This window comes from Streptomyces sp. NPDC047982 (assembly GCF_043204165.1).
In the GTDB taxonomy this organism is placed as follows: Bacteria; Actinomycetota; Actinomycetes; order Streptomycetales; family Streptomycetaceae; genus Streptomyces.
The window spans coordinates 69,020-95,064 of sequence record NZ_JBIDBS010000012.1; the positions used below are offsets into that span (position 1 = coordinate 69,020).

General features: G+C 71.3%; 17 protein-coding genes. 14 read left to right on the forward strand and 3 right to left on the reverse strand.

What is annotated here, in order from left to right:
- Positions 1-96 precede the first annotated feature (96 nt).
- Both ACGF2V_RS16850 and cutA read left to right on the forward strand, forming a co-directional pair.
- Positions 97-1,017, forward strand: a complete 921-nt coding sequence (locus tag ACGF2V_RS16850; RefSeq protein ID WP_362706741.1) for a cellulose-binding protein — start codon at positions 97-99, stop codon at positions 1,015-1,017.
- Positions 1,018-1,211: 194 nt separating this feature from the next.
- Positions 1,212-1,535 carry a divalent-cation tolerance protein CutA gene (cutA, locus tag ACGF2V_RS16855; RefSeq protein WP_362706740.1) on the forward strand — a complete coding sequence of 108 codons (324 nt, stop codon included), beginning with the start codon at positions 1,212-1,214 and terminating at the stop codon, positions 1,533-1,535.
- A 66-nt stretch (positions 1,536-1,601) separates the two neighbouring features.
- Here the strand turns inward: cutA and ACGF2V_RS16860 are convergent, their stop codons facing one another.
- On the reverse strand, positions 1,602-1,829 hold the full coding sequence (locus ACGF2V_RS16860; protein ID WP_362618251.1) for a DUF397 domain-containing protein: 228 nt from the start codon (positions 1,827-1,829) through the stop codon (positions 1,602-1,604).
- A 119-nt stretch (positions 1,830-1,948) separates the two neighbouring features.
- Here ACGF2V_RS16860 and ACGF2V_RS16865 point away from each other — a divergent pair, with 119 nt between their 5' ends.
- From ACGF2V_RS16865 to ACGF2V_RS16880, 4 genes are all read left to right on the forward strand, one after another.
- Complete coding sequence (locus tag ACGF2V_RS16865; protein ID WP_362618254.1) at positions 1,949-2,200, forward strand: ATP-binding protein; 252 nt, start codon at positions 1,949-1,951, stop codon at positions 2,198-2,200.
- A gap of 379 nt (positions 2,201-2,579) precedes the next feature.
- Positions 2,580-4,448, forward strand: coding sequence for a protein kinase (locus tag ACGF2V_RS16870; protein WP_362706737.1), 1,869 nt, complete (start codon positions 2,580-2,582; stop codon positions 4,446-4,448).
- Between the two features lie 912 nt (positions 4,449-5,360).
- Complete coding sequence (locus ACGF2V_RS16875) at positions 5,361-6,044, forward strand: DUF5753 domain-containing protein (protein WP_392912528.1); 684 nt, start codon at positions 5,361-5,363, stop codon at positions 6,042-6,044.
- Complete coding sequence (locus tag ACGF2V_RS16880; protein ID WP_362618522.1) at positions 6,041-6,250, forward strand: DUF397 domain-containing protein; 210 nt, start codon at positions 6,041-6,043, stop codon at positions 6,248-6,250. Before ACGF2V_RS16875 ends, ACGF2V_RS16880 begins: the two co-directional genes overlap by 4 nt.
- A 134-nt stretch (positions 6,251-6,384) precedes the next feature.
- On the opposite strand, the gene ACGF2V_RS16885 is transcribed toward ACGF2V_RS16880, so the two are convergent.
- The gene (locus tag ACGF2V_RS16885) at positions 6,385-7,971 is read right to left on the reverse strand and encodes a cation acetate symporter (RefSeq protein WP_362706831.1); all 1,587 of its coding nucleotides are present in this window, start codon (positions 7,969-7,971) and stop codon (positions 6,385-6,387) included.
- Positions 7,972-7,997: 26 nt separating this feature from the next.
- Positions 7,998-8,501, reverse strand: a complete 504-nt coding sequence (locus ACGF2V_RS16890) for a DUF485 domain-containing protein (protein WP_362706734.1) — start codon at positions 8,499-8,501, stop codon at positions 7,998-8,000.
- A gap of 801 nt (positions 8,502-9,302) precedes the next feature.
- Here ACGF2V_RS16890 and ACGF2V_RS16895 point away from each other — a divergent pair.
- From ACGF2V_RS16895 to ACGF2V_RS16930, 8 genes are all read left to right on the forward strand, one after another.
- A complete protein-coding gene (locus tag ACGF2V_RS16895) occupies positions 9,303-12,830 on the forward strand; it encodes a DUF11 domain-containing protein (RefSeq protein ID WP_362706731.1) in 3,528 nt (1,175 codons plus the stop codon).
- Positions 12,831-13,263: 433 nt separating this feature from the next.
- The gene (locus ACGF2V_RS16900; RefSeq protein ID WP_362706728.1) at positions 13,264-14,907 is read left to right on the forward strand and encodes an alpha/beta hydrolase; all 1,644 of its coding nucleotides are present in this window, start codon (positions 13,264-13,266) and stop codon (positions 14,905-14,907) included.
- A 492-nt stretch (positions 14,908-15,399) separates the two neighbouring features.
- Complete coding sequence (locus ACGF2V_RS16905) at positions 15,400-16,188, forward strand: ABC transporter ATP-binding protein (protein WP_362706725.1); 789 nt, start codon at positions 15,400-15,402, stop codon at positions 16,186-16,188.
- Positions 16,185-18,770, forward strand: a complete 2,586-nt coding sequence (locus ACGF2V_RS16910) for an FtsX-like permease family protein (protein ID WP_362706722.1) — start codon at positions 16,185-16,187, stop codon at positions 18,768-18,770. The genes ACGF2V_RS16905 and ACGF2V_RS16910 overlap by 4 nt, the downstream gene beginning before the upstream one ends.
- A gap of 395 nt (positions 18,771-19,165) precedes the next feature.
- Positions 19,166-19,456, forward strand: coding sequence for a hypothetical protein (locus tag ACGF2V_RS16915; RefSeq protein ID WP_362618276.1), 291 nt, complete (start codon positions 19,166-19,168; stop codon positions 19,454-19,456).
- 9 nt (positions 19,457-19,465) lie between these two features.
- A complete protein-coding gene (locus ACGF2V_RS16920; protein ID WP_362618279.1) occupies positions 19,466-21,439 on the forward strand; it encodes an AfsR/SARP family transcriptional regulator in 1,974 nt (657 codons plus the stop codon).
- Between the two features lie 5 nt (positions 21,440-21,444).
- Positions 21,445-23,961, forward strand: a complete 2,517-nt coding sequence (locus ACGF2V_RS16925) for a TOMM precursor leader peptide-binding protein (RefSeq protein ID WP_362706719.1) — start codon at positions 21,445-21,447, stop codon at positions 23,959-23,961.
- On the forward strand, positions 23,951-26,026 hold the full coding sequence (locus tag ACGF2V_RS16930) for a TOMM precursor leader peptide-binding protein (RefSeq protein WP_392912452.1): 2,076 nt from the start codon (positions 23,951-23,953) through the stop codon (positions 26,024-26,026). The genes ACGF2V_RS16925 and ACGF2V_RS16930 overlap by 11 nt, the downstream gene beginning before the upstream one ends.
- The last annotated feature ends 19 nt before the right edge of the window (positions 26,027-26,045 follow it).

Sequence of the window (26,045 nt, forward strand, 5' to 3'; positions counted from 1 at the left end):
CACCCGAAAAGCCTTTGATCGATTCCGACTTCTGCGCCGAATTGCCGCATCCTTGACCTGTTGCTGCTGTTCGGCGAGTCGGAAAGAGGCTTAGGGATGAGTAGTGCACCGGGGTCCGGACTTGGCTTCGTCGGCGTACGGGGGCGCGGTTACCGTCCAGAGCAGGTGGATCGGGCCCTGGCCGGGTTGGTGGCGGAGCGGGACGAGGCGCGGGAGCGGGTGACCCGGCTGACGGCCCAGGTGGAGGGCCTGTCGGCCGAGGCGGTCCGGCTGCGTGAGGTGGTCGCCACGCTCGCCCCGCAGGACTACGCCTCGCTCGGTGAGCGTTCCCAGCGGATTCTGGCACTCGCAAAGGACGAGGCCGGTTCCGTGCGGAGCGCCGCGCAGGAGGAGGCGCAGGCGCTGCGGGACGCGGCGGACGAGGCGGGCCGGGCGGTGCGCGAGTCGGCGCGGGCGGATGCCGAGGCGATGCGTGCGGCGGCCGGTGAGTACGCCGATGAGACGTTGGCCGCGGCCCGTACGGAGGCTGAGCGGATCGTGGCCGAGGCCCGTACGGAGGCCGAGGAGACGCGGGAGCAGGCGCGGTTCATGATGGAGGAGACGCGCCGTCGCACCGAGAGCGTCCTCGTGCACCAGGAGCAGGAGCACGCCGAGCGGTGGAAGGCAGCCGAGGGTGAACTGGCCGAGGCCGAGGCGGCGCAGGCGGCGCGTCACGACGAGTTGACCGAGCGGGCGGAGGCCGGGCTGGCCGAGGCACGGCGCGAACTGGCCCGTGCGGAGGAGGAGGCGCGGCACACCGACGAGAACGCCGAGGCGCGGGCGGCCGAGCTGATCGCGGAGGGCCGGGTCCGCGAGGAGCGGGTGGTCCGGGAGACGGAACGGATTCTGCGGGAGCACGAGGAGGCGCGCGAGGAGCTGCACGCGCACATGACGTACGTGCGCAACACGCTGGCGGCGCTCACCGGGCGGGTGGTCCCGGAGTCGGCGGAGGACCGCCCGGCCCCGGCAGGGGAGTGATCAGCGCACTGTCGTGGGTTCGGGCAGGTGCGGAACAGGGGCTCACACGCTCGGCGTCACGGAAGCCGGGCCGCCACGGCCAGGGGCGTTCTCCAGGTGCTGTCCAGGCGTCGTCGGGGTGTCGGCGGCGGGCTGTCGGTGGGCCCCGGGCGGCTGGGTAGGGTCGCGGTACACCGAGCTGGAGAGGCAGGGGCATGACCGGCATCGTCATTGCGCAGACGACCATCGACGACGAGGACCGGGCGAAGGACCTGGCGCGGGGCGCGGTCGAGAGCAAGCTCGCAGCGTGCGCGCACGTCGACGCGCCGTTCACCGCCTACTACCGGTGGAAGAACGAGATCGAGACCGCGCAGGAGTGGCGGATCTCGTACAAGACGAGCACGGACCGTCTCCCGGATCTGGAGGCTTGGGTGGCTGAGAAGCACTCGTACGACGTTCCTGAGTTCGTCACTCTCCCCGTGACCGGCGGGTCCGAGGCGTACCTGTCCTGGGTCGTCGAGGAGACGACCGGGTCCTGACGACGAGGCGCACCGCGGGCGGCCCTCGGATGCGGCAGCGTGTCGGCCGGCCCGAGGGTGCGTCGGTCACCGGCCGGGGTGGAAGCGGCGGTCTTGCTTCAGCTCGTCTATGAACGAGGTCCAGGAGGGTGCGGGGAAAGTCAGCGCCGGGCCGTCGGCGGTTTTGCTGTCACGGACGGGGACGAGTCCGGGGAATCCGTCCGCCACCTCGACGCAGTTGCCTCCCTCCTGATTGCTGTAGCTGCTTTTGCGCCAGGCGACGGCGGTCGGATCGGGACGGGACGGTCGCGTCATGGTGGTTGTCCTCCATCGCGGATCGGATCGTGTCGAGCGACATGTGAGGGGGCAGAGCCGCTGCCCGGAGGTGATCGTAGGTCACCGCGAAGCTGGTCGCCGAGCTCGCCGCCAATGCCGTGCGCCATGGCCGGGTCCGGGGCAGGAACTTCCTTCTGGGCGTGACGTACGAGGCGAGCGCCCGGCGTATCCGCGTCGAGGTGTCCGACGCTTGCCCGGAGCTGCCGCCGGTCGGCCCGTCCATGCCGGCCGATGACGAGGAGTCGGGGCGGGGGCTGGTCCTCGTCGGTGCGCTTGCCGCCCGGTGGGGGCGGCTCCCCGCTCACCCCTCGGGAAGACGGTGTGGGCGGAGTGTTGTGCCGAGTAACTAGTGCTGGATGCACATTAGTTGCCGGTCACCCGGGTTGTCGGTTGATTCATGACTCAAGGGTGAGTCGTGTCCCTGCTGGCAGGTCGCGTTCGAGGCGGTCGGCGTTCTCCGGTCCTCTCAGCGTTCTCCGGTCCTCGGAGTGCCCGGTCCGCGGGGCCTGAGCGTCGCTCGTACCGGGCCGAGCCACCGCGGACCGCCGGATCCCGCCAAACGGTCGATTTCCCCTCGCACTTGGGAGAGGGTCGTGCATTCGTTCGGGCCTGGGCTAGCCTGAAACCATGGACAGGGGGCGCGAAGAAGAGCCAGGTTTACGCGGCAGCGGAGCCGGGCCGACCGGGCCGGGTGATCCTCGGCGGATCGGCGCCTTCAGGCTGCTCGGCGTGCTTGGCACCGGCGGGATGGGGCGGGTCTATCTCGGCGCCTCGGCGGGGCGGTACGCGGCCGTCAAGCAGGTGCTGCCGGTCCTTGCCGCGGACAAGGACTTCCTGTCCCACTTCGGACACGAGCTCGACAATCTCGCCAAGCTGCCGATTGGTGTCAGTGCGCGCTTGCTGGCCAGTGACCGCACGGCGCAACCTCCCTGGTTCGCCACGGAGTACGTCCCGGGCGTCACCCTGAGCGATGCACTGCGGCTGAACGGCGGCCCGCTGCCCGCCGACAGTCTCTGGCGACTGCTGCGCGACGCGGCGAAGGGCCTGCGCGCCGTACACGCCGCCGACATGGTGCACCGCGACCTCAAGCCCTCCAACGTCATGCTGACCCTCGACGGTGTGACCCTCATCGACTTCGGGGTGGCGCGCGCGGCCGACCAGAGCAGGGTGACCAGGACGGGGATGGTCATCGGGACACCCGCCTACATGGCTCCCGAACAGGCCATGGCCGAGCGGGATCTGACGGGTGCGGCGGATGTGTTCGCTCTGGCCGGCCTGCTGCTCTTCGCGGCGAACTGCCGTCCGCCGTTCGGCGACGGGTCGGGGCCGGGCCTGTTCTACCGCATCGTGCACACCGAACCCGATCTCGGACGTCTGCCGGACCTCGATCCGGCCCTGGCCGCCGTGGTCAAGTCCTGTCTCGCCAAGAACGCCGCGGACCGGCCGACGGCCGCCGAGATCTTCGAGATCGCCGACGAACGGGTGCCCGCCGCGGTCACTGAGCCGTGGCCGACGGTCGTCACGGACCGGATCACCGAGCGGGCGGCGTTCGCGGCGAACCCGCCGCCGCCCGAGGAGCCCGAATCGGAGCGGGCGGAGGAGCCCGCCTCCGCCGTGGTGCCTTCCCTGCCGGTCGTCGGGATGACCGGCGCCGTCCCCGAGAAGCCGCGCAGGCGCCGCCAGCGGGTGCTGCTCGTCGCGATCCCCGTCGTGGTGGCCACGGGCACGACGCTGACCCTGGCGCTCGGGCCGTACCAGATCGGCCGGTCCGGGGCGGACTCCGATGCCGCGGCGCCGTCGATCAGCGTCGGACCGTCCGGATCGACGGCGGGCAGTGGTTCCTCGGATCCCGCGAAGTCGCCCTCCCGCTCACCCGGTTCCAAGCCCGGATCGGGCTCCGCCTCGCCGGACGGCTCCGCGGACAAGTCCAAGGGCGGGAAGGACGGGAAGGACGGGGAGGACGGGAAGGACGGGAAGGACGGCGCGGGCGGAGCCGGGGGCTCCGGTTCTGGCGGTTCCGACGGTGCCGGGGGTGCGGGCGGTGGCGGTGATGGCGGTGGTTCCGATTCCTCGGGCGGTTCCGGCTCTGGCTCTGGCTCCGGCTCTGGCTCCGGTTCGGGTTCCGGCTCCGGCGGATCCCAGTCCTCGGGCGGTTCCGGCTCCGGCTCGGGCGGAGGACAGGTCCCGGCGCCCTCGGGGCAGTACTACCTCAAGAACGCGTCCAACAAGCGGTGCCTGGGCGAGTCCGCCTCCACCTACGGCGGCTCCATGATCACGAATTCGGTATGCGGCGAGCCTGCGCACAACGGGGCCACCCTCTACTACAAGTGGACGTACAAACCCACCTCCGGCGACAGGTTCAAGCTCGTCGGCCAGGGCACCGGCAAATGCCTCAGGCTGAACGGCTACGCAGGGCTGTCGGCCGAGACCTGCAACTCCTCCGAATCCCAGACCTGGCGGATCGGGACCAAGACATCGAGCGGCCACACCCTGATGAACGTCGCCGAGGGCGTCTGCCTCCAGATGTTCAGCAGCATCGGCTTCCAGTCGGCGGCGTGCAACCCCTCGGAGCCGGCCCAGCTGTGGCGCAACTCCTGACCGGCGCCCAGGGGTTGGAATCCTGCGCGCCGCAGTGACCGCGCTGAACCCCCGAGATCCGAGCTCCGGAAGCCGAGAGCCGGGTTTCGAGCTTCGGGCTTCGAGCTTCGGGCAGGGCTTGTGCACTCTTTCGAGTTATGGGACGGAGGGCCGGGGCCGAGGCTTGAGCTTCGGGCATCGGGGGTCGGGATTCGGGCATCGGGATTCGAGCGGTGCCGTACAACCGGTAGGGAAAAGAAGGGGGTTGGGAAAACCTCCCCGCCCTCCCGGACCCGTCACGGCCAGCAAGTATGACTAGTCGTGACCGACTTGCGGCGCGGAGTCGCGGCTGCTTACGGTGCCAAATGCAACGACCCCGGCACAGTGTTCAGCAGACACTGACCGGGGTCTGGCCCAAGATCGAAGAAAGCGATCCCGTGGTTATTTCAAACCTTAGCCCTGCCCCGTGCGCGTCCGCATCCTCGCGCGCTCATCCGAAGGCCAAGTCCGGCTACGGAAAGCGTTCCATCCCGGCTCAACGCCCGCCCTGTGAGGGCGATTTCGCGCTGCTGCCCGAGCGTGAGCGGCACATCGCCGGTTACGTCGACGCGCTGCCCGACGGCGCGGCGATGGACATCAAGTCGCTGGCCAGGAGCCAGCCACTGTACGGGCAGATGGCCGTCGGCAGCGCCTTACGGGCCCTTGGCGTGGCCGGTCATCTGCGGCATGTCCGGTGTCTGAGCGGCGAGGGCGGCCAGGTCCGCTGGGTCACCCGCACCTTCTGGTCCCGCACCGCCCGCGACAACGAGTGGTGGAACGCCTTCCTGACCGCCCAGGAGCGCCACCCCGCACCACAGGAGGCCGCGCAGGCCGCAGAAGCCGCGGCGACCACCGCGCCCCCGCCGCCGTGGGCTCCCGCCCGACCCGCTGCCCCTGCCGCGCCCGAGGCGGACGCCGTGTCCGCAGCACCCGCATCCGTGTCCGTACCAGCACAGCCGCCCGACGTTCGAGCGCCAATGGCGCGAGATCCGGCACGGCTCGCTGCTGGAGGGCTTCCCGGAGTATGTGGGGCAGGAGAGCCGTGCCGCGGAGATCCGGCTGTACGAAGTGGGTGTCATGCCCGGCCTGCTCCAGACGCCCGAATACGCGACCGTGCTCGCGGAGAGCGCAGTCAAGCGCGGGGCGATCACCAACGACCAGGCGAAGGAGCGAATCTCGCTCGTCGCCGAGCGGCAGGCCGCACTCGACCGCACGCATCCGCCGTTGTTCCTGGTCGTGCTGGACGAAAGCTGCCTCCGCCGACCCGTGGGCGGCCCCGCCGTCATGGACGCACAGCTGGCGCGGCTGATCGAGTTCGCCGAGCTGCCGAACACCGTGCTCCAGATCGCTCCGTTCGACATGGCGGAGCTCCGTCCCTTCGACCTGCCGCTGTACATACTGACGCTGCCGGACCGCCAGCTCATGTCCTATGCCGAGTCCTCCCACCTGGGTACTCTCAACCGGGAAAGCGCTTCGGTCGTCCCCCTGTTGACGGCCTACCATCAGCTGCAGGCCGGGGCTCTGTCCCAAGCGGCCTCCGTGGCCATGATCAGCCAGTTACGAAAGGGTTCCCCGTGACGACCGAATCCCCCCGCTGGTTCAAGTCCTCCTACAGCAACAACGGCGGCGCCTGCGTCGAGGTCGCCGCCAACCTCGTCGGCTCGCTCGGCGTCGTCCCCGTCCGTGACTCGAAGAGCCCGAGCGGCCCCGTGCTGAATGCCTCCCCCACCGCGTTCGCCACGTTCGTGGCAGGCGTCAAGGACGGAGCGTTCGGCGCGGCTTGACCGCACCCCGCTACGGCGACGACAGCCCCCACAACGACGACGGCCCCGCGCACCCTCGATCTTGCCGCCGAGTGTGCGGGGCTGTCGCCGTGCTGCCTGCCGACAGGGTGCCGTGGAGCGTGCGAGGGCCGGGCTCAATTGTGTGTCGGTGGGGCACCCGCCAGGATCCGGGGCTCCTCGCCCTGGTACAGGCGGCGCGCGGCGGGTGCCGTACGGCGGGGGAGGACCGTGCCGAGCCAGCCGGCCAGGAAACCGGCCGGGACGGAAACGAGTCCGGTCGTGGTGTACGGGAACCAGTTGAAGTCGTGGTCGGGGAAGACCGACGAGGGTGAGCCCGAGACCAGGTTGGTGCCGGTGAGCAGCACCAGGACGCTGACGGTCCCGACGATCAGGGTGCTGAGCAGCCCGGTGCGGGTGAAGCGCCGCCAGAACATGCTGTAGATGAGGGCCGGGGCCAGGGCGGACGCCCCGACGCAGAACGAGAGCATGGCCAGGGCCTGCACGTTCCAGTGGCGGGCCGCAACGGCGAGGGTGGTGGCGAGGATGCCGACGACGGTCGCGGACATCTGCGCCGTCCGCATCTCGGAGAGGCCCGGGAGCGGCTTCCTGGCGGGGTCGCGCACCCCGTGCAGTCCGTGCGCGAAGAGATCGTGCGCGAGCGAGTTGGCACAGGCCAGGATCATTCCGGCGACGGAGGCGAGCAGGGTCAGGAAGATCGCCGTCGTCATCGTCGTGACGACCAGGGCCCCGAGCCGGTCGCCGCTCGCGACCGCGCCGGTGACCTGGAGGATCGCGCTGTTCCCGGAGGCTCCGGCGGCGGTGATGCGTTCGTGGCCGACGAACGCGGCGGTGCCGAAGCCGATCACGACGAGCAGCAGACAGATTCCGGCCACCACGGCGATGGCCCAGGACATCGTGCGGCGTACGGCCTGCGCGGACGGGGCGCTCGTCAGGCGCATGGCGACGTGGGGCAGGCAGGCGGCGCCGAGCACGACGGTCAGTTCGGAGCTCACCATGTCGAGTCCGCTCCCGTCGAACTGGAGCCCGGAGCTGAGGAACGCGGCTCCGGCGCCGCTGCCCTGACGGGCGGCCGAGAGCAGGGCGCCGGTGTCCCAGCCGAACCGGTTCATGACCAAGACGGCGACGGTGAACGAGGCGACGAGCAAGACAACGGTCTTCACGATCTGGATCAGGGCGGTGCCCTTCATGCCGCCGATCGCCGCGTAGCCGATCATCAGGGCGCCGAGGCCGATGATGGCGCCGGTGCGGAACAGGGAGCTGTCGAATCCCAGGATGAAGGCGAGCAGGTCGCCGCTGCTGGCGAGCTGGACGACCATCATCGGGATGAGCGCGACGATGGTGGTGGCACAGGCGGTGATGCGGACCGCGCGGCCGGGGGCGCGGCGTACGAACACGTCGCCCATGGTGAACCCGCCGACGTTGCGCAGCGGTTCGGCCAGCAGGAACATCAGCAGGACGAGCGAGAGGGTGATGCTCAGGGCGAGGATCATCCCGTCGTAGCCGGTGAGGGCGATGATGCCGGTGGTGCCGAGGACGGTGGCAGCGGACAGGTAGTCGCCCGCGAGGGCGAAGCCGGCGCGCCGCGGGGACAGGCTGCGGGAGCCGGCGTAGAACTCGTCGAGGTCGTCGCGGTCGGGGCCGGACATCACGCAGAGCAGCAGGGCGATGGTGCCGACGGCCATGAAGGCCACCAGCGACATCGACCGGGCGGCGTCGTCGAATCCGTTCACCGGTCCGCTCCTCCTCTGCGGAGCCGGGCGGCGAGCGGGTCGACCGTGCGCCGGGCGGTCCGTTCGTACCGGACGACGGCGAGCAGCGCGACGGGTAACTGGCAGAACGCGAGCGCCATGCCGAGGTTGAGGCCGCCGAACAGGGGTTGTTCGAGCCGCTCCTTGGCGAAGCCGGAGAGCGCCAGGAAGGCGACGAAGTAGCCGAGTGCAGTCAGGATCGCGAGGCGCCTGAGCGTCCGGTACGAGGTGCGCAGCCGGCGCAGGTCGCCGTGGCGGGTGGGTGTGTCGTCGGACGTCTGGGTCGGCGTCCGGGAGGAGGGGGACTCGGGCGGGGCGACTCCGGGCGACGGCGCCAGGGGTGGCAACGGGTGCGAGCGCTGCCAGGGCAGCAGGTAGTCGGCCTGCTGCGGGGGCGGGGCCTGATGCACCAGGGGCGGCGGCTGCGACCGTCCGGGCCAGGAGGAGTAGGGGGACCGGGGCGGGGGGTTTCCGTGCGACATCGGGGTGCTGCTCCTTGCGTGGCTCGGTTCCTGGCTGGACGGCAAGGCAGGAGTGCGGGGTGGGGGAATGCTGTCGGAAGCGTGAACATTACTCTCCGGTATGCGTGCTTGGGGAGACCTTGGCTCGAACTGCCGAGGGGATTGGCGCAGTTGTGTGCCGTTGTTCGGGGGCGTGGCCTTCGAGGGTGTTCTCCGGGTGCTGTCCGAGTGCCGCCCGGGTGTCGCCGGGGTGTCGCCGGGGTGTCGCCACGGGGAGTTTCGAGAGGGCTCCGGGAGGGCTTCGAGAGGGCCCCGGGAGGGCCCCGGGAGGGCCCCGAGATCTTCTGTGAGGGTTCCGTACGAGGGTTCCCCGACCTCGGACGGCCCGCCGCCGCTCCTGTGACTGGCGGTCACCCTCGACGCAGTCAGGGCGGTGAATTTTCCCAAAAGGGGCAACTAGTGCGGAATGATCGATTGGATGCTTTACTCCTTTCTTAGGTTTAGATGCCCATACCGTCACATGTGCGGCTTCTGTGTGCATCTGACGGCGTGAATGACTGGATGTCTCATGCAGAGGGGTAGCCAGGAATGGATGGACTGAGGCGGCTTTGTGCCGTCATGAACGGACCTGGGGGAGGGCGGGCTTGGCGGCCGTCGTCCCGTCCCGGGACGCAGGAGGGCGAGAGGGGCGGTACGGCATCGCGTACGGCCGGTGGAGGCCGTGTCGGGCCGAGGCGGAAGCCGGGAGGGTTCTGAATGGCCATCAAGAACGCACGTCGCGGGCGGCACAGAAGGCGCCGCCCCCTCGCAGGAATCCTGGCCGTGACGCTGGTGACGGGAATGACCGCCCTGGCGACCCCGCTGCTCACCGCCCCCGCCTCCTACGCGGCGGCCGGTGACCCCTTCGACGCGGCCGACCCGACGGTCTTCGTCGGGCAGGAGATACCCACCCGCCTCTACAAGGCGATCACCGGGGCTTCCGGGAGCGTGACCTTCCAGCCCGAGGGGCCGACGTCCGGAGCCAACTACAACGCCATCAGCTACAACACGGCGGACAACTATCTGTACGGGGTGGGCTCAGGCGGGCCGACCTCCATGCCGGCCGGCTCGATCATCCGGATCGGTCAGGGGGGCGTCGTCACCCGCGTGGGCACCGACATCGTGCCGGGCGGTGCGAACTGGGGGTCGTTCGGCCCCGACGGCGGCTTCTACGTGGGCTCCAGCGTCACCGACGTGGCCTACCGGGTGGATCCCGCCACCGGCAAGGTGACCTCGACGATCCAGTTGCCCGCGGTGCCTACAGGCTCCGACCTCACGTACGCGGACGGCTACTTCTGGGGCGTGGACCCGAGCGGACGGATGGTCCGTGTCGATCTCCTGGGCGCGACCAAGACGGTCACATTGTTGGGCGCGGCGGTTCCGGCGACCTCCAGCGGGTATGGCGCGGCCTGGACGTTCGGCAACGGCAACATCGGGGTCTCCGACAACGTGAGCGGCACCGTCTACCAGATCAAGATCACCAACCCGGCCTCGGCCAATCCGACGTTCACCCTCGTCTCCTCCGCGCCCGGCCCCGCGAGCGGCAACAACGACGGCGCGGCCTCGCCCGGTCTGCCCACCGATCTCGCGGTCGTGAAGAAGGGCCCCGAGACGTTCAAGCCGGGGACCCCCGTCACCTACACCCTGACGGTGAAGAACAACGGGCCCGGCAACTCCAGCGGCTACACCGTCAAGGATGTCGTTCCGGCACCGCTGACCAACGTCAAGACCTCGACGCCGGGGTGCACGGTGGCCGGTAACACGGTGACCTGCGTCGGTGGCCGTACCCTCGCGGGGGCGGAGAACACCATCACCATCACCGCGGACAGCCCGGCCTCGATGACCGAACCGGTCACCAACACCTCGACGGTCGTCGCCAACGAGGAGGACCCGACCCCGGACAACAACGAGTCCTCGACCGAGGGATCGCCCCTGGCCCCGGGGCTGTCCGTGCGCAAGACGGCCGACCCGGACACCGTGAAGGCCGCGGGCGAGAAGATCACGTACTCCTTCGTGCTGACCAACACCGGGAACGTGGAACTGAAGGACCTGGCCGTCAAGGAGACCTCGTTCTCCGGCACCGGCACCGCGCCGGTGGCGCAGTGCCCGGACGGCCCGCTGGCCCCGGGCAAGAGTGCGACCTGCACCGCCACGTACACGGTCACGCAGGAGGACATCGACGCGGGTTCGCTGGAGAACACGGCCACCGGCACCGGCACCCCGCCGGACGGGGGCGAGCCCGTGGTGTCGCCTCCGTCCGAGGCGAAGGTCTCGGCGCCTCCGGAGCCCGACCTGAAGGTCGTCAAGTCGGGGAAGACCGAGAAGCCGGGCGAGCTGGTGGCCGGTGAGAAGGTCTCCTACGAGTTCGCGGTGACGAACACGGGCAATGTGACGCTGAAGGACGTCAAGGTGAAGGAGGGTGAGTTCACCGGGACCGGCAAGCTGTCCGATGTCGTCTGTCCGGCCGACGCTGGTTCGCTGGCTCCGGGTGCGAGTGTGACGTGTACGGCGTCGTACGAGGTGACGCAGGCGGATGTGGACGCGGGTTCGATCAAGAACTCGGCGACGGCCACGGGCACCCCGCCCGGCGGGACCGAGCCGCCGGTGTCGCCTCCGTCGAAGGTCGAGGTTCCGGCGCCTTCGAAGCCTGACCTGAAGGTCGTCAAGACGGCCACGACGGAGAAGCCCGGCGAGTTGGTGGTGGGCGAGAAGGTCCGCTACGAGTTCGCGGTGACGAACACGGGCAATGTGACGCTGAAGGACGTCAAGGTGAACGAGGGTGAGTTCACCGGAAGCGGCAAGCTGTCCGATGTTGTCTGTCCGGCCGAGGCTGGTTCGCTGGCTCCGGGTGCGAGTGTGACGTGTACGGCGTCGTACGAGGTGACGCAGGCGGATGTCGACGCGGGTTCGATCAAGAACTCGGCCACGGCCACGGGTACGCCGCCCGGTGGGACCGAGCCGCCGGTGTCGCCTCCGTCGAAGGTCGAGGTTCCGGCGCCCCGGGAGCCCGGTCTGACGGTCGTCAAGTCGGCGACAACCGAGAAGCCCGGCGAGCTGGTGGCCGGTGAGAAGGTCGAGTACGCCTTCGTCGTGACGAACACGGGCAATGTGACGCTGAAGGACGTCAAGGTGAACGAGGGTGAGTTCACCGGAAGCGGCAAGCTGTCCGATGTCGTCTGTCCGGCCGACGCTGCTTCGCTGGCGCCTGGTAAGAGTGTGACCTGCAAGGCGTCGTACGAGGTGACGCAGGCCGACGTGGACGCGGGTTCGATCAAGAACTCGGCGACCTCCACCGGTACGCCGCCCGGCGGGACCGAGCCGCCGGTGTCGCCCCCGTCGGAGGTGACGGTTCCGGCGCCTCCGAAGCCCGACCTGACGGTCGTCAAGTCGGGGAAGCCCGAGAAGCCCGGAAAGCTGGTGGCCGGCGAGAAGGTCTCCTACGAGTTCCTGGTGACCAACACGGGCAATGTGACGCTGAAGGACGTCAAGGTGAAGGAGGGTGAGTTCACCGGGACCGGCAAGCTGTCCGATGTTGCCTGTCCGGCCGATGCTGGTTCGCTCGCGCCTGGTGCGAGTGTGACCTGCAAGGCGTCGTACGAGGTGACCCAGGCGGACGTCGACGCGGGCTCGATCGAGAACACCGCGACGGCCACGGGCACCCCGCCCGGCGGCACCGAGCCCCCGGTCTCGCCCCCGTCGAAGGTGAAGGTTCCGGCCACCGGTGAGGGACGGCTCGACCTGGTCAAGACCGCCAAGCCGGTCGACGTCAACAAGAACGGCAGGACCGACCTCGGCGACCGCATCGAGTGGAAGCTGAAGGTGTCCAACAAGGGCACCCGTACCGTCACCGACGTCAAGGTCTCGGACCCCACCGCGGGCCAGGTGACCTGCCCGGCCACCAGCCTGGCACCGGGGAAGTCGATGGACTGCACCGCCCCGGCGCACACCATCACCGCCAAGGACGTGACGACCGGAAAGGTCGTCAACAAGGCGACCGCCTCCGGTAAGTCGGGCGACAAGGAGGTCTTCTCCCCCGAGGCCAGCTCCACGGTCAAGATCACGCCGAGCGACAAGCCCGCCGGACCGGGCAAGCCGAACGGACCGGGCAACCCGTACGTCCCGGGCAACCCGAACGGGCCCGGCAACCCGTACGTCCCGAGTGCCGGGACGTACCCGACGACCCACAAGTCCTCCGGGCCGCTGGCGTCCACCGGTGCCAAGGCGCTCACCCTCCTCGGGGTCGGCGGTGCGCTGTTGGTCGCCGGTGGGCTCGTCCTCGGTGTCAGCAGGCGCCGACGCCGCACCAACTGAACCGGAACCACAACTAGTTGTGCCTCTTCCGGCACTGGGTCGAGTCGGAGCTGATTCAGGACCGACTTGACCGCACCGACCGGCGCCCGCCGCGCACACGGAACCGACCGTGTGACCGGCGGGCGCCCCCATGTTTTCCGGGCTTTCCTTGGAGCGTCCGCCAGTAGGTCATGGACGCGACAACGAGCGCGGCGCGACGGGCTCGGACCGCTGAGGAGGGTGCAGCCTGCCGCCGAGGAGGGTGCAGCCTGCCGCTGAGGCGAGTGCCGCATGCCGCTGAGAGCGGCCCGTCCCGTACAACTCCGGGACCACCCACGGCTGTTGTGTCATTCCCAAGGGGGAGGGGAGGTGCAGCCCGGCGACTGATCCGCATGCGTGGCCGGTTCCTGAAAGATCTTTCCTGTCCGAACATGTGACCGGAAGGATCGATAACGTGCGCAGACGACGTCTCGTGCCCCTGTTGGCCGTGAGTGTCACGGCAACGCTGGCTCCCGCGCTCGCCACCTCGACGGCCACCGCCGCTCCGGCCGCCACCCCGCCGACCGCCTCCTCGTCCGCCGCCAAGGGCGCGCTGGACCGGTATGCGAAGCAGAAGCCGCAGTGGAAGCGGTGCGAAACCGACTCTCCGGCGGAGTTGGAATGCGCCACGATCAAGGTCCCGCTGGACTACCGGGTTCCCGGGGGCAAGCGGATCGACTTAGCCATATCCCGGATCAAGAGCACCGCGCCCGACAAGCGGCACGGTGTCCTGTTCTCCAACCCCGGCGGCCCGGGGGGACGGGGGCTCTACATGCCGCTGATGATGCAGGAGGCGCTCCCCGAGTCCGTACAGCAGAAGTACGACCTCATCGGCTTCGACCCGCGCGGTGTGGGACGGAGCAGCCCGGTTTCCTGCGATCTGGAGCCGGAGGAGGAGGACTGGCTGCGGCCGTACAAGAAGGAGACGTTCGACAAGGACGTCGCCTGGGCACGCGACGTCGCGAACAAGTGCAAGGAGAAGGCGGGCGACACGCTCCCGCACATCACCACGCGCAACACCGCGCGCGACATGGATCTGCTCCGGGCGATCCTCGGTGAGAAGAAGATCTCGTACGTGGGTTACTCGTACGGCACTTACTTGGGCGCCGTCTACACCCAGCTCTTCCCGGGCCGGGCCGACCGCTTCGTGCTGGACAGCGCGGTCGATCCGAAACGCGCCTGGCGAGGGATGATCCAGTGGTGGGCGGAAGGCGCCGAGCCCGCGTTCGACCGGTGGACCGAGTGGGCCGCCGAGCGTTCGGAGAAGTACGGCCTCGGCGACACCCCGAAGGAGGTCGAGCGAACCTTCTGGGGCCTGGTCGCGCAGGCCGACGAGACGCCCATCGAGGTGGACGGGCGGCCGACCACCGGTGACGACATCCGCAGCGGCATGCGCGGGGCGGTCTTCAGCCCGGAGTACGCCACCGAGGGGGTCGTGGAGCTGAAGAAGGCCGCGGCCGGCGACCCCGCCTCCGCGAAGAAGCTCGCGGCGTTCGCCGGGTCCGGGAGGACCGGGACCGCAGGCGCCGCCGTTGCCGCCGAGGTGCCGTCCGACAACATGACGGCGAGCTTCTGGGCCGTGGTGTGCGGCGACAACTCGGCCGCGTGGTCCCGCGATCCTGGGAGCTACCGGCGGGACGCCATCAAGGACAAGCGCCGTTACCCGCTCTTCGGTGACTTCGCGTCCAGCATCAAGCCCTGTGCGTTCTGGGACAAGTCCGTGGAACCGGCGACCAAGGTGAACAACAAGGTCGGCTCCCTGGTCGTCCAGAACGAGTGGGACTCGCAGACTCCGCTGCCCAGCGGTCAGGCCCTGCACGCCGACCTGAAGGGCTCGAGAATGCTCACCGTCCTCGGCGGCGAGGGCCATGGCGTCTACCCGAGCGGCAACGCGTGCACGGACGGTACGGTCACCGGCTACCTGCTCACCGGCAGGCTCCCGGCGAAGGACGTGACCTGCAAGGCGACGGCCGACTCGAACGCGGAGGCACGGAAGAACCAGAAGCGGGACGCGCTGCCCGGGTCTCCGCTCCCGGAGCGTGCCCCGGACCGTTTCTGAGCCCGGTCGCATGGCCCATTGCCGCGTGGCTCATTGCCGCATGGCCGGCCGTTGCCGCATGACTGGTTGACGCATGACCCATGGACGATGGGGTGGGACCTCCTGGCGGGGTTCCACCCCATCGTGCGTCGGGTGGGACCTCGTGGCGGGGTTCCACCCCCTCGTGCGTCGTCGGCGCCGACGCCGGAGGAAACCGATTCGTCGGGCCCGGTGGCGGTGTGCCGCGGTCGGGAGCCCCTTCGCATGACGTCGGACAACGTGCCTGGAGACGCCCGCCGCACCGCAGGCGCGCAGGACACGGGCGGGGCGGGGCGGGGTGGGGAAAACCCCACCCGAAGACGGGGCCGCGCACCAGCGCGCCGGATCCCCCGTGAACCGCAGGCTGTACACGTACGCCGCGACCACCGCGACCACCGTGGCAGCCCGGCCGGTCACCGCAACATCCCGGCCACCGCGGCATCTCGAACACCGACCGAAAACAGGAGACGAACCGTGACAACGGCTGTGACCATTCCCAGGCACGGGGGCACTGGAGGGCGAACGGCCGTCGCCGCACGAGCACGGCAGGTCGTCAAGGCGTACGGAGCGGGGGAGACCCGGGTCGTCGCGCTCGACCACGTCGATGTCGACATCGACCGCGGGCAGTTCACCGCCATCATGGGCCCGTCCGGGTCCGGCAAGTCGACTCTGATGCACTGCCTGGCCGGGCTGGACACCGTGACCTCCGGGCAGATCTTCGTCGACGAGACGGAGATCACCGGGCTCAAGGACAAGAAGCTCACCCAGCTCCGCCGCGACCGGATCGGCTTCATCTTCCAGGCGTTCAACCTGCTGCCCACGCTCGACGCGCTGGAGAACATCACCCTGCCCATGGACATAGCCGGGCGCAGGCCCGACCCGGCCTGGCTCCAGCAGGTCGTGGAGACGGTCGGTCTCGCCGGGCGGCTGACGCACCGGCCGACCGAGCTGTCCGGCGGCCAGCAGCAGCGGGTCGCGGTGGCCAGGGCGCTCGCTGCCCGGCCCGAGATCATCTTCGGTGACGAGCCCACCGGGAACCTGGACTCGCGGGCCGGTGCCGAGGTATTGGGTTTCCTGCGCAGGTCCGTCGACGAACTGGGCCAGACCATCGTCATGGTCACGCACGACCCGGTGGCCGCGTCCTACGCGGACCGGGTGCTCTACCTCGCCGACGGGCGGATCGTCGACGAGATGCGCGACCCGACAGCCGACCAGGTCCTGGACCGGATGAAGGACTTCGACTCGCGCGGGCGGACGTCATGACGGTCTGGAAGACATCGAGACGCAACTTCCTCGCACACAAGGGACGCATGGCGCTCTCCGCCGTCGCGGTCCTGCTGTCGGTGGCGTTCGTGTGCGGCACGCTCGTCTTCACCGACACCATGAACACCACCTTCGACAAGCTCTTCGCCGCGACCGCGGCCGATGTGACCGTCCGGCCCGAGAAACCCGAGGACGACGCCGGGCCCCAGGGGAACGGCAGGCCCGCAACCGTGCCCGCCGCCGCCGTCGAGCAGGCGGCCCGGGCCGCCGGCGTGCGGTACGCCGAGGGCGCCGTCGTCAGCACCTCCGTCACCGTCGTCGACAGCCACGACACGAACATCGGCTCGACCACGGGCGCGCCGACGATCGCCCGCAACTGGACCAGGAACGACCTGCGTTCGATGGAGATCACCTCCGGTCGCGTACCGCGCGGACCGGCCGAGGCGATGGTCGACGCCGACACCGCCGAGAAGCACCATCTGAAGCTCGGCGACACCCTGCGCACCATCACCGCCAACGGCGACCTCGTGACCAAGATCAGCGGCATCGTCACGTTCAAGGTCACCAACCCCGGTGCGGCGGCGGTCTACTTCGACACCGCCACCGCGCAGAAGAAGCTGCTCGGCGCGCCAGGAGTCTTCAGCGTCGTCTTCGTGACCGCCGAATCCGGGTTCTCCCACGCCGAGTTGAAGAAGAACGTGGCCGCCGCGCTGAGCGGCGCCTCCGGGTACGAGCTCCAGACCCAGAAGGAGGCCATGGACGCCAGCAAGGACTCGATGGCCTCGTCCCTCGACATCATGAAGTACGCGATGCTCGGCTTCGCCGGGATCGCCTTCCTCGTCGGCATCTTCCTGATCGTCAACACCTTCTCGATGCTGGTCGCCCAGCGCACCCGCGAGATCGGGCTGATGCGGGCCATCGGATCGAGCCGCAAGCAGGTCAACCAGTCCGTACTGATCGAGGCGCTGCTCCTGGGCGTCGTCGGCTCCGTCCTCGGAGTCGGCGCCGGTGTCGGCCTCGCCGTCGGTCTGATGAAGCTCATGGGCGCCGTGGGCATGGAACTGTCCACCGGGGACCTCACCGTCACATGGGCGACCCCGGCGGTCGGCCTCGCGCTCGGTGTCGCCGTCACCGTCGTCGCCGCGTACGTCCCGGCCCGCCGTGCCGGGAAGATCTCCCCGATGGCCGCGCTGCGCGATGCCGGGACCCCCGCCGACGGGCGCGCCGGACGGGGCAGGGCCGCGATCGGCCTCGTCCTCACCCTCGGCGGCGGTGCCGCGCTGTACGCCGCGACGCGCACCGACACCTCGGGCGAAGGCTCGCTCTGCCTGGGCGTCGGCGTGGTCCTCACCCTGATCGGCTTCATCGTGATCGGGCCGCTGCTGGCCGGGTTCGTGGTGCGGGTGCTGAGCGCGGTCCTGCTGCGGGCCTTCGGTCCCGTCGGCCGGCTCGCGGAGCGCAACGCCCTGCGCAACCCGCGGCGCACCGGGGCGACCGGTGCCGCGCTGATGATCGGCCTCGCTCTGGTGGCCTGCCTCTCCGTCGTCGGTTCCTCCCTGGTTGCCTCGGCCACCGACGAACTCGACAGGTCGGTCGGTGCCGACTTCGTCGTCCAGTCGAAGGGGGGCTCGGGCGGGCTCCTGGTGGACCAGGCCGTGAAGGCCGTGGAGTCGGCGCCGGGCGTCGAGCACTTCACCGAGTACAAGGTCGTCGGCGCCCGGCTCACCACCCCGGACGGTGCCGTCGAGAAGAGTGGTCTGTCCGCCGCCGACCCCACGTACCCGGAGGACCTGCGCCGCGAGACGGTCGCCGGGGACATCGCCGACGCGTACGGCCCGGACGCCATGTCGGTCGGGGAGAAGTACGCCGCCGAGCACCGCATCGAGGTGGGCGACCGGATCACCGTCGCGTTCGCGGGCGGTGAGACGGCGAAGCTGAAGGTCGCCGCGATCACCTCGGACGACGCGACCGTCGACAGGGGCGCGATGTACGTCAACATCACGACCGCCGCCCGGTACCTCCCCGCCGACGCCCTGCCGGACAACATGCTCATGTTCGCCAAGGCCGTGGACGGCAAGGAGAAGGAGGCGTACGACGCGCTCAAGGACGCCCTCGCCACGTATCCGCAGTACGAGGTGCGCAACCAGGCGGACTTCAAGGAGATGATGGAGGACCAGATCGGTCAGCTCCTGAACATCGTCTACGGGCTGCTCGCGCTCGCGATCATCGTCGCGGTGCTCGGGGTGGTGAACACCCTGGCCCTGTCCGTGGTCGAGCGGACCCGGGAGATCGGCCTGCTGCGCGCCATCGGTCTCTCCCGTCGTCAACTGCGGCGGATGATCCGGCTGGAGTCCGTGGTCATCGCGGTCTTCGGCGCCCTGCTCGGCCTCGGTCTGGGCATGGGCTGGGGCACGGCGGCCCAGAAGCTGCTGGCCCTGGAGGGGCTCGGCGTCCTGGAGATCCCGTGGCCGACGATTCTCACGGTCTTCGCCGGGTCCGCCTTCGTCGGCCTGTTCGCGGCCCTGGTCCCGGCGTTCCGGGCGGGCAGGATGAACGTCCTGAACGCGATCGCCACCGACTGAAACGGTCCCGTCGGCTGACGGGACCGCCACCGACTGACGGTCCCACCGGTTGACGGGACCGCCACCGAGTGGCGCGAGTGGCGCGATCACCGTGCACGTAGGATGACTGACCGGCCCCGGGTGTTCCTCCAAACACCCGGGGCCGCTGTCGTGTCATGACACCTGGGGTCTCTGTTGTGTCATGTCGCGTCAAGAAGTGTCGCTCCGTGCGGTGCGGTGGCGCACTTCCGTGTCCGTGCTGCCCGGATGCTCCCCGTGTGCGGCGCGTCGGTTGCACGAAGCTGCCGCGGGCCGTGCAGCAAGCTGACACGACCGGGCCCGCCCACGCCCCCTCCTCGCTGGCATCGTCGTCCTGCCGGGGACCCCCGGCAGGACGTACCAGCCGAAGGGGAAACGTGTTCAGTCCTTCGCTTTCACGGAAGCCGGCGGCCCTCGCGCACACTGCCGCCGTCACCGGACTCGCCCTCGCCGGGCTCGCTGTCTCCGCCGGTACGGCCTCTGCCGGTACCGTCCCCGCCGAGCGGACCGCCGCCTCGCAGGCCGTCTCCCCGCAGGCCGGGGCGGCCCAGAACCTTCCCGAGCACGCCGTTCAGAGAGTCTGTACGGAGCTGGAGGCGATCGTGGGCCGGCTGCCCCTGCACGCTGCCCCGGTGCAGGTGTGCAAGCTGGTCAACGGCTGGGACTAGACGGCGGTGATGCGGTTTCAGCTGCTGGGTCCGCTGACCCTCGCGGACGGCCCCGAGGCCGTCGTGCTCCAGCCGTCGAAGCCGACGATCCTGCTGGCGGCGCTCCTCCTGCACGCCAACACCGTCGTGTCCGCCGACCATCTCCAGCGGGCCGTGTGGGGAGAGGAGCAGCCCGCCACCGCCAAGGCCGCGCTCCAGACCTGTGTACTGCGGCTGCGCCGGCTCTTCACCAAGCACGGAGTGACCGAGACGGCGATCGAGGCGGTGCCGGGCGGCTACCGGATCACCGCCGGACCGCACACCCTCGACCTGCTCGGATTCCGGGAGCAGGTACGGCGCGCGGAGGTCCTGTCGTACGACCCGGAGGCGGAGCTGTGCGAGCTGAAGGACGCACTGTCGCTGTGGCAAGGGGCCCTGCTGGCCAACGTGCGCTCGGACGTGCTGCACCGGGACGAGGTGCCGCGGCTGGCCGAGGAACGGCTGCGGAGCGTGGAACGGGTCTGCGACCTGCTGCTGGGGCTGGGGCGGTACGGAGAGGCCCTCGTCGAACTATGGACGGCTACGCGCGTATACCCGGGCCACGAGCGGCTTCACGAGCAGTTGATCGAGGCCCTCTACCGTACGGGGCGGCAGACCCAGGCCCTCGCGGAGTACCGGCGGGTGAAGGGGTTCCTGCTCGACGAACTGGGCGTCGATCCCTCGCCCGCCCTCCAGCAGTTGGAACTCGCGATCCTGCGCGGTGAGGACCTGGGTGCTGGTGCGGGCACGAGCACGGGTGCGGGCGCGCGGATTCTCGAAGGGCCGGTGGTCACGGCGGCGGGCCCGGTACCGCCGCTGCTGCCGCCCGGCGCCACGGCCGCGTCCGGAACCACCGGCGCCGCCGGTACGCCCCTGCCGGGAGTGGCCACCGGTACGGATCCGTCCGGAGGCATGACCGGCGTGGAACTGCCGGAAACGGTCATCGGCGTGGATCCGTCCGGAGCCGCCGCCGGCACGGACCTGCCCGGAAAGGTCATCGGTGCGGCCGGGCCGCCCACGGTTTCGCCGGTGCCGAACTTCACCGGGCGGGAGGCCGAGACCGCCGCGACGGCCGCCCGGCTCACCGCCCCGCTCAGCGACGCCGTCCAGCACCCGCCCATCGTGCTGGTGTCGGGTGCGCCCGGCATCGGCAAGTCGGCGCTCGCCCACCATGTCGCGCACCTGACGCGGGACCACTTCCCGGGCGGCCGGACGCTCGTGCCGATGACCCGGCCGGACGGCGAGCCCCGGGACCCGGCCGCCGTCCGGGCGGAGGTGGCGGCGGCCCTGCGTACCGCACCGGACGGCGAACGTGTCCTGCTCGTCCTCGACGACGTCGTGGACGCCGACCAGGTGCGCCCGCTGCTGCCCGCCGTCACGCGGGCGCAGGGGGCGGTGATCGTCACCAGCCGGATGGGGCTCGCCGGACTCGTCGCCACGCACGGCGGCTGGGTGCAGCGGCTGTCCGCGTTCACCGGGAGCGAGTCGTACGCGTTGCTGCGGTCGGTGCTGGGTACCGAACGCGTCGAGGCGGAACCTGACGCCGCCCGTCGGCTGGCCGTCCAGTGCGGCCATTTCCCGCTTGCGCTGCGCATCCTGACGGCCCGTCTGCTCACCCGGCCGGCGCTGCGGCTCGGTGACGCCGTCGACTGGCTCGGCGACGACCCGCTGGCCCGGCTCACCCTCACCGACACCCCGGGCCTGTCCGTGACCGCCGTCCTCGACGGCGCACTGAACCGGCTCGACCCCAGGCTGTCCGCGGCCTTCCTCCGGGTGGCCGCTGCCCCCGGGGACGGCTTCACGCCCGAGGACGTCCCCGCCGTCACCGAGGTGGTCCTGGAACGGCTCGCCGACGCCGGGCTGTTGGAGGACGGCCCGCCCGGCCCGTACCGGATCCACGCACTGCTCCGCGCCCACGCACGAAGAACCGACCAGGAACGCATCCGCCGCACAGAGAAGGTGTGACCCCCATGGCCGAGACGCCCGAGAGCGCTCAGAAGACCGCCGAGAGCAACCCCGGAACCACCGGTGGCGCCTCCGGGACCGCCGGGACCGCCGGTGGCGCTCCCGCGTCGCCCGCGCCCGTGTCCACCGCCACGTTCGACGCGCTGGCCGCCACCCGGCCGCGCGTCCGCCGCGACGTGCTGTTCACCGAGACCCCCGGCGGGGTGCTCTTCCATAACGCCGACGGCGGGTTCCACCTGGCCGGTCGCACCGCCTACCGTTTCGCCTCCCTCGTCGTCCCGCACCTCACCGGCCACCACCGGCTCGCCGACCTCTGCGCGGGCTTCGGACCCGCCCAGCGGGAGATGGCCGCGGAGCTCGTCAAGACGCTGTACGAGCGGGAGTTCGCCCGCGACGTGCCCCAGCCCGGCCCCGGCTCTGAGGCGGTGCCGGACGAGGTCGCGGAGCGGTTCGCCGCGCAGATCGCCTACGTCGACCACTACGCCGACGGCGCGTCCGGACGCTTCGCCCGTTTCCGCGCCACCCGGGTCGCCGTCCTCGGTGACGACGAGATCGCCCGCTGGTGCGCGCTGAGCCTGCTGCGCAACGGTTGCGCACGTATCGGTACGACCGCGGAGTTCGCCGACGTCACGGCCGAGGCGGTCCGGGCGGCCGCCCATGCGGGCCGGGTCACCGCCGGTGCGGGGGCCGGGTGGGCGGAGCTGGACGGGTACGACGTCGTCGTGGTGACCGGCGCCGGGGCCGGGCCGCGCACCCACCGGCTGCTGGCCGCCGGGGTGCCCGAGGGCCGGACCCTGATCCCCGCCTGGCTGTTCGGCGAGCGCCTGGTCGTGGGCCCGCTCGCCACCACGGCCTCCACCGGCTGCTGGTCCTGCGCCGTGCTGCGGCTGGGCGGCAACGTGGCGGCGGGCGAGGCCGCCGAGCTGTGGAGCCAGGCGGCGGGAGCCGCGCCGGCGTCCCCGGACACCCTGTCCGGTCCGGTCGCCGCAATGGTGGGCAACCTCCTCGGCTACGAGGTCTTCCGCCTCACCACCGGAGCCCTGCCCGCCGAGACGGACCGCCAGGTCCTGATCCAGGACCTGGCGTCGCTGGACGTGATGGCCGAGCCGGTCCGGCCGCACCCCCGCTGCGGGCGCTGCGCCGCCCTGGACGGGCGCGAGCCCGCCGCCGCCCTGCCCGAGGGGCTGGCGCTGCCGGTCACCCCGACCGTGGAGACCGCCCGCGACGCGGAGACCATGGTCGACGAGCTGAACCGGTACAGCGCGGCGCTGGTGCGCCCGCACACCGGGATCCTCCGGCGCTGGGACGACGAGGCGCTGACCCAGACCCCGCTGAAGATCAGTCGGGTCGAGGTGGCACTCGGGGCCGGGGGGCGGCGACGGATCGCCGCCTTCGACGTGCACCACCTGGCGGGGGCGCGGATGCGGGCCCTGTACGCGGCGGCGAGCGCGTACGTCGAGCACGTGGTGCCCCTCGGCGCGGCCGGGGACGTGGTGGCGGACCGGGTGCTCGGCCCGGACGTCCTGACCACCGGCGGCGGCACCGGGGCGCTCCCGGACACCTGGACCGTGGCGACCTCGCTGATCGGCAAGGAACCGGTCCGGGTGCCGGCAGCAGCCGTACGGGCCTTCGGGGCGCACAACCGGGAGCGCGTCCACCTCGCGACGACCGCCGGTGCGGGCGCGGGCGCGGACGACCGGGAGGCGGCCGGCACCGGCCTGATGTCCGCGCTGGCGCACGACGCCCTGCTGCGGGCGCTCCGGGGCAGCACGGAGGTCCGCCCGGTCGCCGCGGACGGCAAGGGGGCGGGGGAAGCGGGCGATCCGGAGCTGGTGTTCCTGCTGAAGTCGGCCGTCAACCTGGATCTGGCCGTCGAACTGCTGGACCTGGGCGAGGAGGAGCGCACCTCGGCCCAGGTGGTGCTGGCCCGGGAGACCCGGGGCGGGGACGCCGGGGGCCGCTGGGCGGTCGGCGCGGGGCTCTCGCGCCGGGCGGCGGCCTGCGCGGCCCTGCGGGACCTGCTCGGGCAGGCGCAACTGGCCGCCGAGGACCCGGGGACCCCGGTCGACACCGGCGACCCGCTCGTCCGTGACCTGGCGGCCAGGAGCATCGCGGTGACCGGCGGTCCGGTCGAGGTGGACGGGCCCGCGACCACGTTCGACACGATCCTCGACCGGCTCCGGCTGGCCGGACGCGACGCCCTGTACGTGCCGACCACCCCGGCCGACCTCGCCTCGGGCGGCATCAGCACCGCCCGGGTGCTGCTCACGGTCGACGGCACCACGGCGGACGGCACCGCGCACGGCACCGCGCACGGCACGGCGCACGGCACGTCGCACGGCACCGCCGGGGGTGGCGCCACGGGCGGCGCCACGGGCGGCGCGAACGGGGAAGGCGCGGCGTCGGATACGGCGGGTACCGGGGCGGGCGTGGCGGCCACGGAGTCGGACGCGGCGGGCGCGGTGGACGGCGAGGGCGACGGCGGCGCGGTGGACGGCGAGGGCGGCCCCGATGCCCGTTGACACGACCGACGCCGTGGACGCGGCTGCCACTTCTGCCAGGACTGCCAACCCCGTCCCCCCGGCCAGGATGGAGTCCCCGTCGGTCCGGTCCGCGCGCGCCCTCGCGGCGGCGCTCCGGGACGCGCTGACGCGCCACGGCACGCCGCCCCGGCTGGACGTGGCGCCGCTCGGCGTGCGCGACGCCTTCGCGGGCGGGGCAGCGGCCCGGACGGCGGACGAGGCGACGGGCGTGGGCACCCCGGCCGCGCCCGCCGCCCAGGAGGCCGGGGCCGTGGGCCCCGCCGTTCCCGTCCGGTTCTACGGCCGGCACGCGATCGTCGGCCCCCTCGCACCTCGTGGGAGCGGCGGGCACGGCGAGGGCCGGACCTGCGTCCGCTGCCTGGAGCGGCGCTGGCAGGCGGTTCGTTCCGTCGCGCTGCGCGAGGCGCTGGAGCTCGGCTCGGGCACCCGGGCCGCCGGGGAGTCCCCCTACGTCACCCCGTTCGCCGCGCACGCCCTCGCGGGGCTGATCGCCGCCAGGCTGGCCGGTGACGGGCCGGTGACCGGTGTCCGCCCGGCCGTTCACCTGGTGGACCTGGAAACCCTGACGGTCCGTCATTACCCGCTGGTGCCCGACCCGGAGTGCCCGCGCTGCGCGGTGCCGGAGCCCGACACCGCCGAGGCGGCGGCGCTCACCCTGCGCGCCGCGCCCAAGCGCCGGGCGGGCGGCTTCCGGGTGCGGGACATCGAGACGTACGACCTGCCGATGGAGCCGTACGCCAACCCGGTGTGCGGGTCGCTCGGCCCGTCCGTGGTCCAGGACGTCTCCTCCACCTCCACGTCCGCCACCATCGGCTGCTTCTCCATGCGCTCGGGGGAGTACCTGCGCGAGACGTTCTGGGGCGGTCACGCGGACACGTTCGCCGAGAGCATGCGGATCGGCGTGCTGGAGGGCCTTGAGCGGTACGCGGGCATGCGGTCCCGGGCCAAACGCACCGGTACGACGGACTCCCTGGACGCCCTGCGGGCCCGCGGCGAGCCCGCGCTCGACCCCAGGGTGTGCGGGCTGTACTCGGACGAGTTCCACCGGGCCAACCCCCGGGTCGTCCCCTTCGCCCCGGACCGCCCGATCCCCTGGGTCCAGGGGTGGTCCCTGCGCGACCGGCGCACGGTCCTGGTGCCCGAGGTCCTCACGTACTACCACGCGCCCGGCCTGGAGAACCGCTTCGTCCAGGAAAGCTCCAACGGCTGCGCCTCCGGCGGCTGCCTCGAAGAGGCCGTCTACTTCGGGCTGATGGAGGTCGTCGAGCGCGACGCGTTCCTGCTCGCCTGGTATGGACGGGCCGCGCTGCCGGAGATCGACGCGGCCACCAGCCGTCGCCCCGCCACCCGGCAGATGATCGACCGGCTGGAGATGTACGGCTACGAGGCCCGCTTCTTCGACACCCGGATCTCCTTCCCGATCCCCGTCGTCACGGGTGTGGCCGTGCGCCGGGACGGCGGGCCGGGCCTGATGTGCTTCGGTGCCGGGGCGGGACTCGACCCGGAGGCGGCGCTGGCGGGCGCGCTGTGCGAGATCGCCACGGACGCGGTGAACCTGCGCCGCCGTACCGAACGCGACCTGGAACGGCTGCGCGCCATGGCCGCCGACTTCGACCGGGTGGAGGCGCTGCACGACCACCCGCTGGTCTACGGCCTGCCCGAGATGGGCCACCACGCGCGCTTCCTGCTCGGCGGACCGGGCGAGCCCCGCCCGCCGAAGCGGTCCTTCGACGAGTTGTACGGGGACGGTTCGGTGCTGCCCGTCTCCGACGACCTGAGCGAGGACCTGACCCGGTGCGTGGACGCCGTCACCGCCGCCGGGTTCGACGTGATCGTCGTCGACCAGACCATGCCGGAGCAGCGCGAACTGGGACTGACCACGGTCAGCGTCCTGGTGCCGGGGCTGCTGCCGATCGACTTCGGCTGGAGCCGTCAGCGGGCGCTCGGCATGGACCGGCTGCTCACCGCCCTGCGCGCGGGCGGGCTGCGCGAGCGCGACCTGACCGACGCCGACCTCAACCCGGCCCCGCACCCCTTCCCATGACCGCCGAACCCGCACCCCT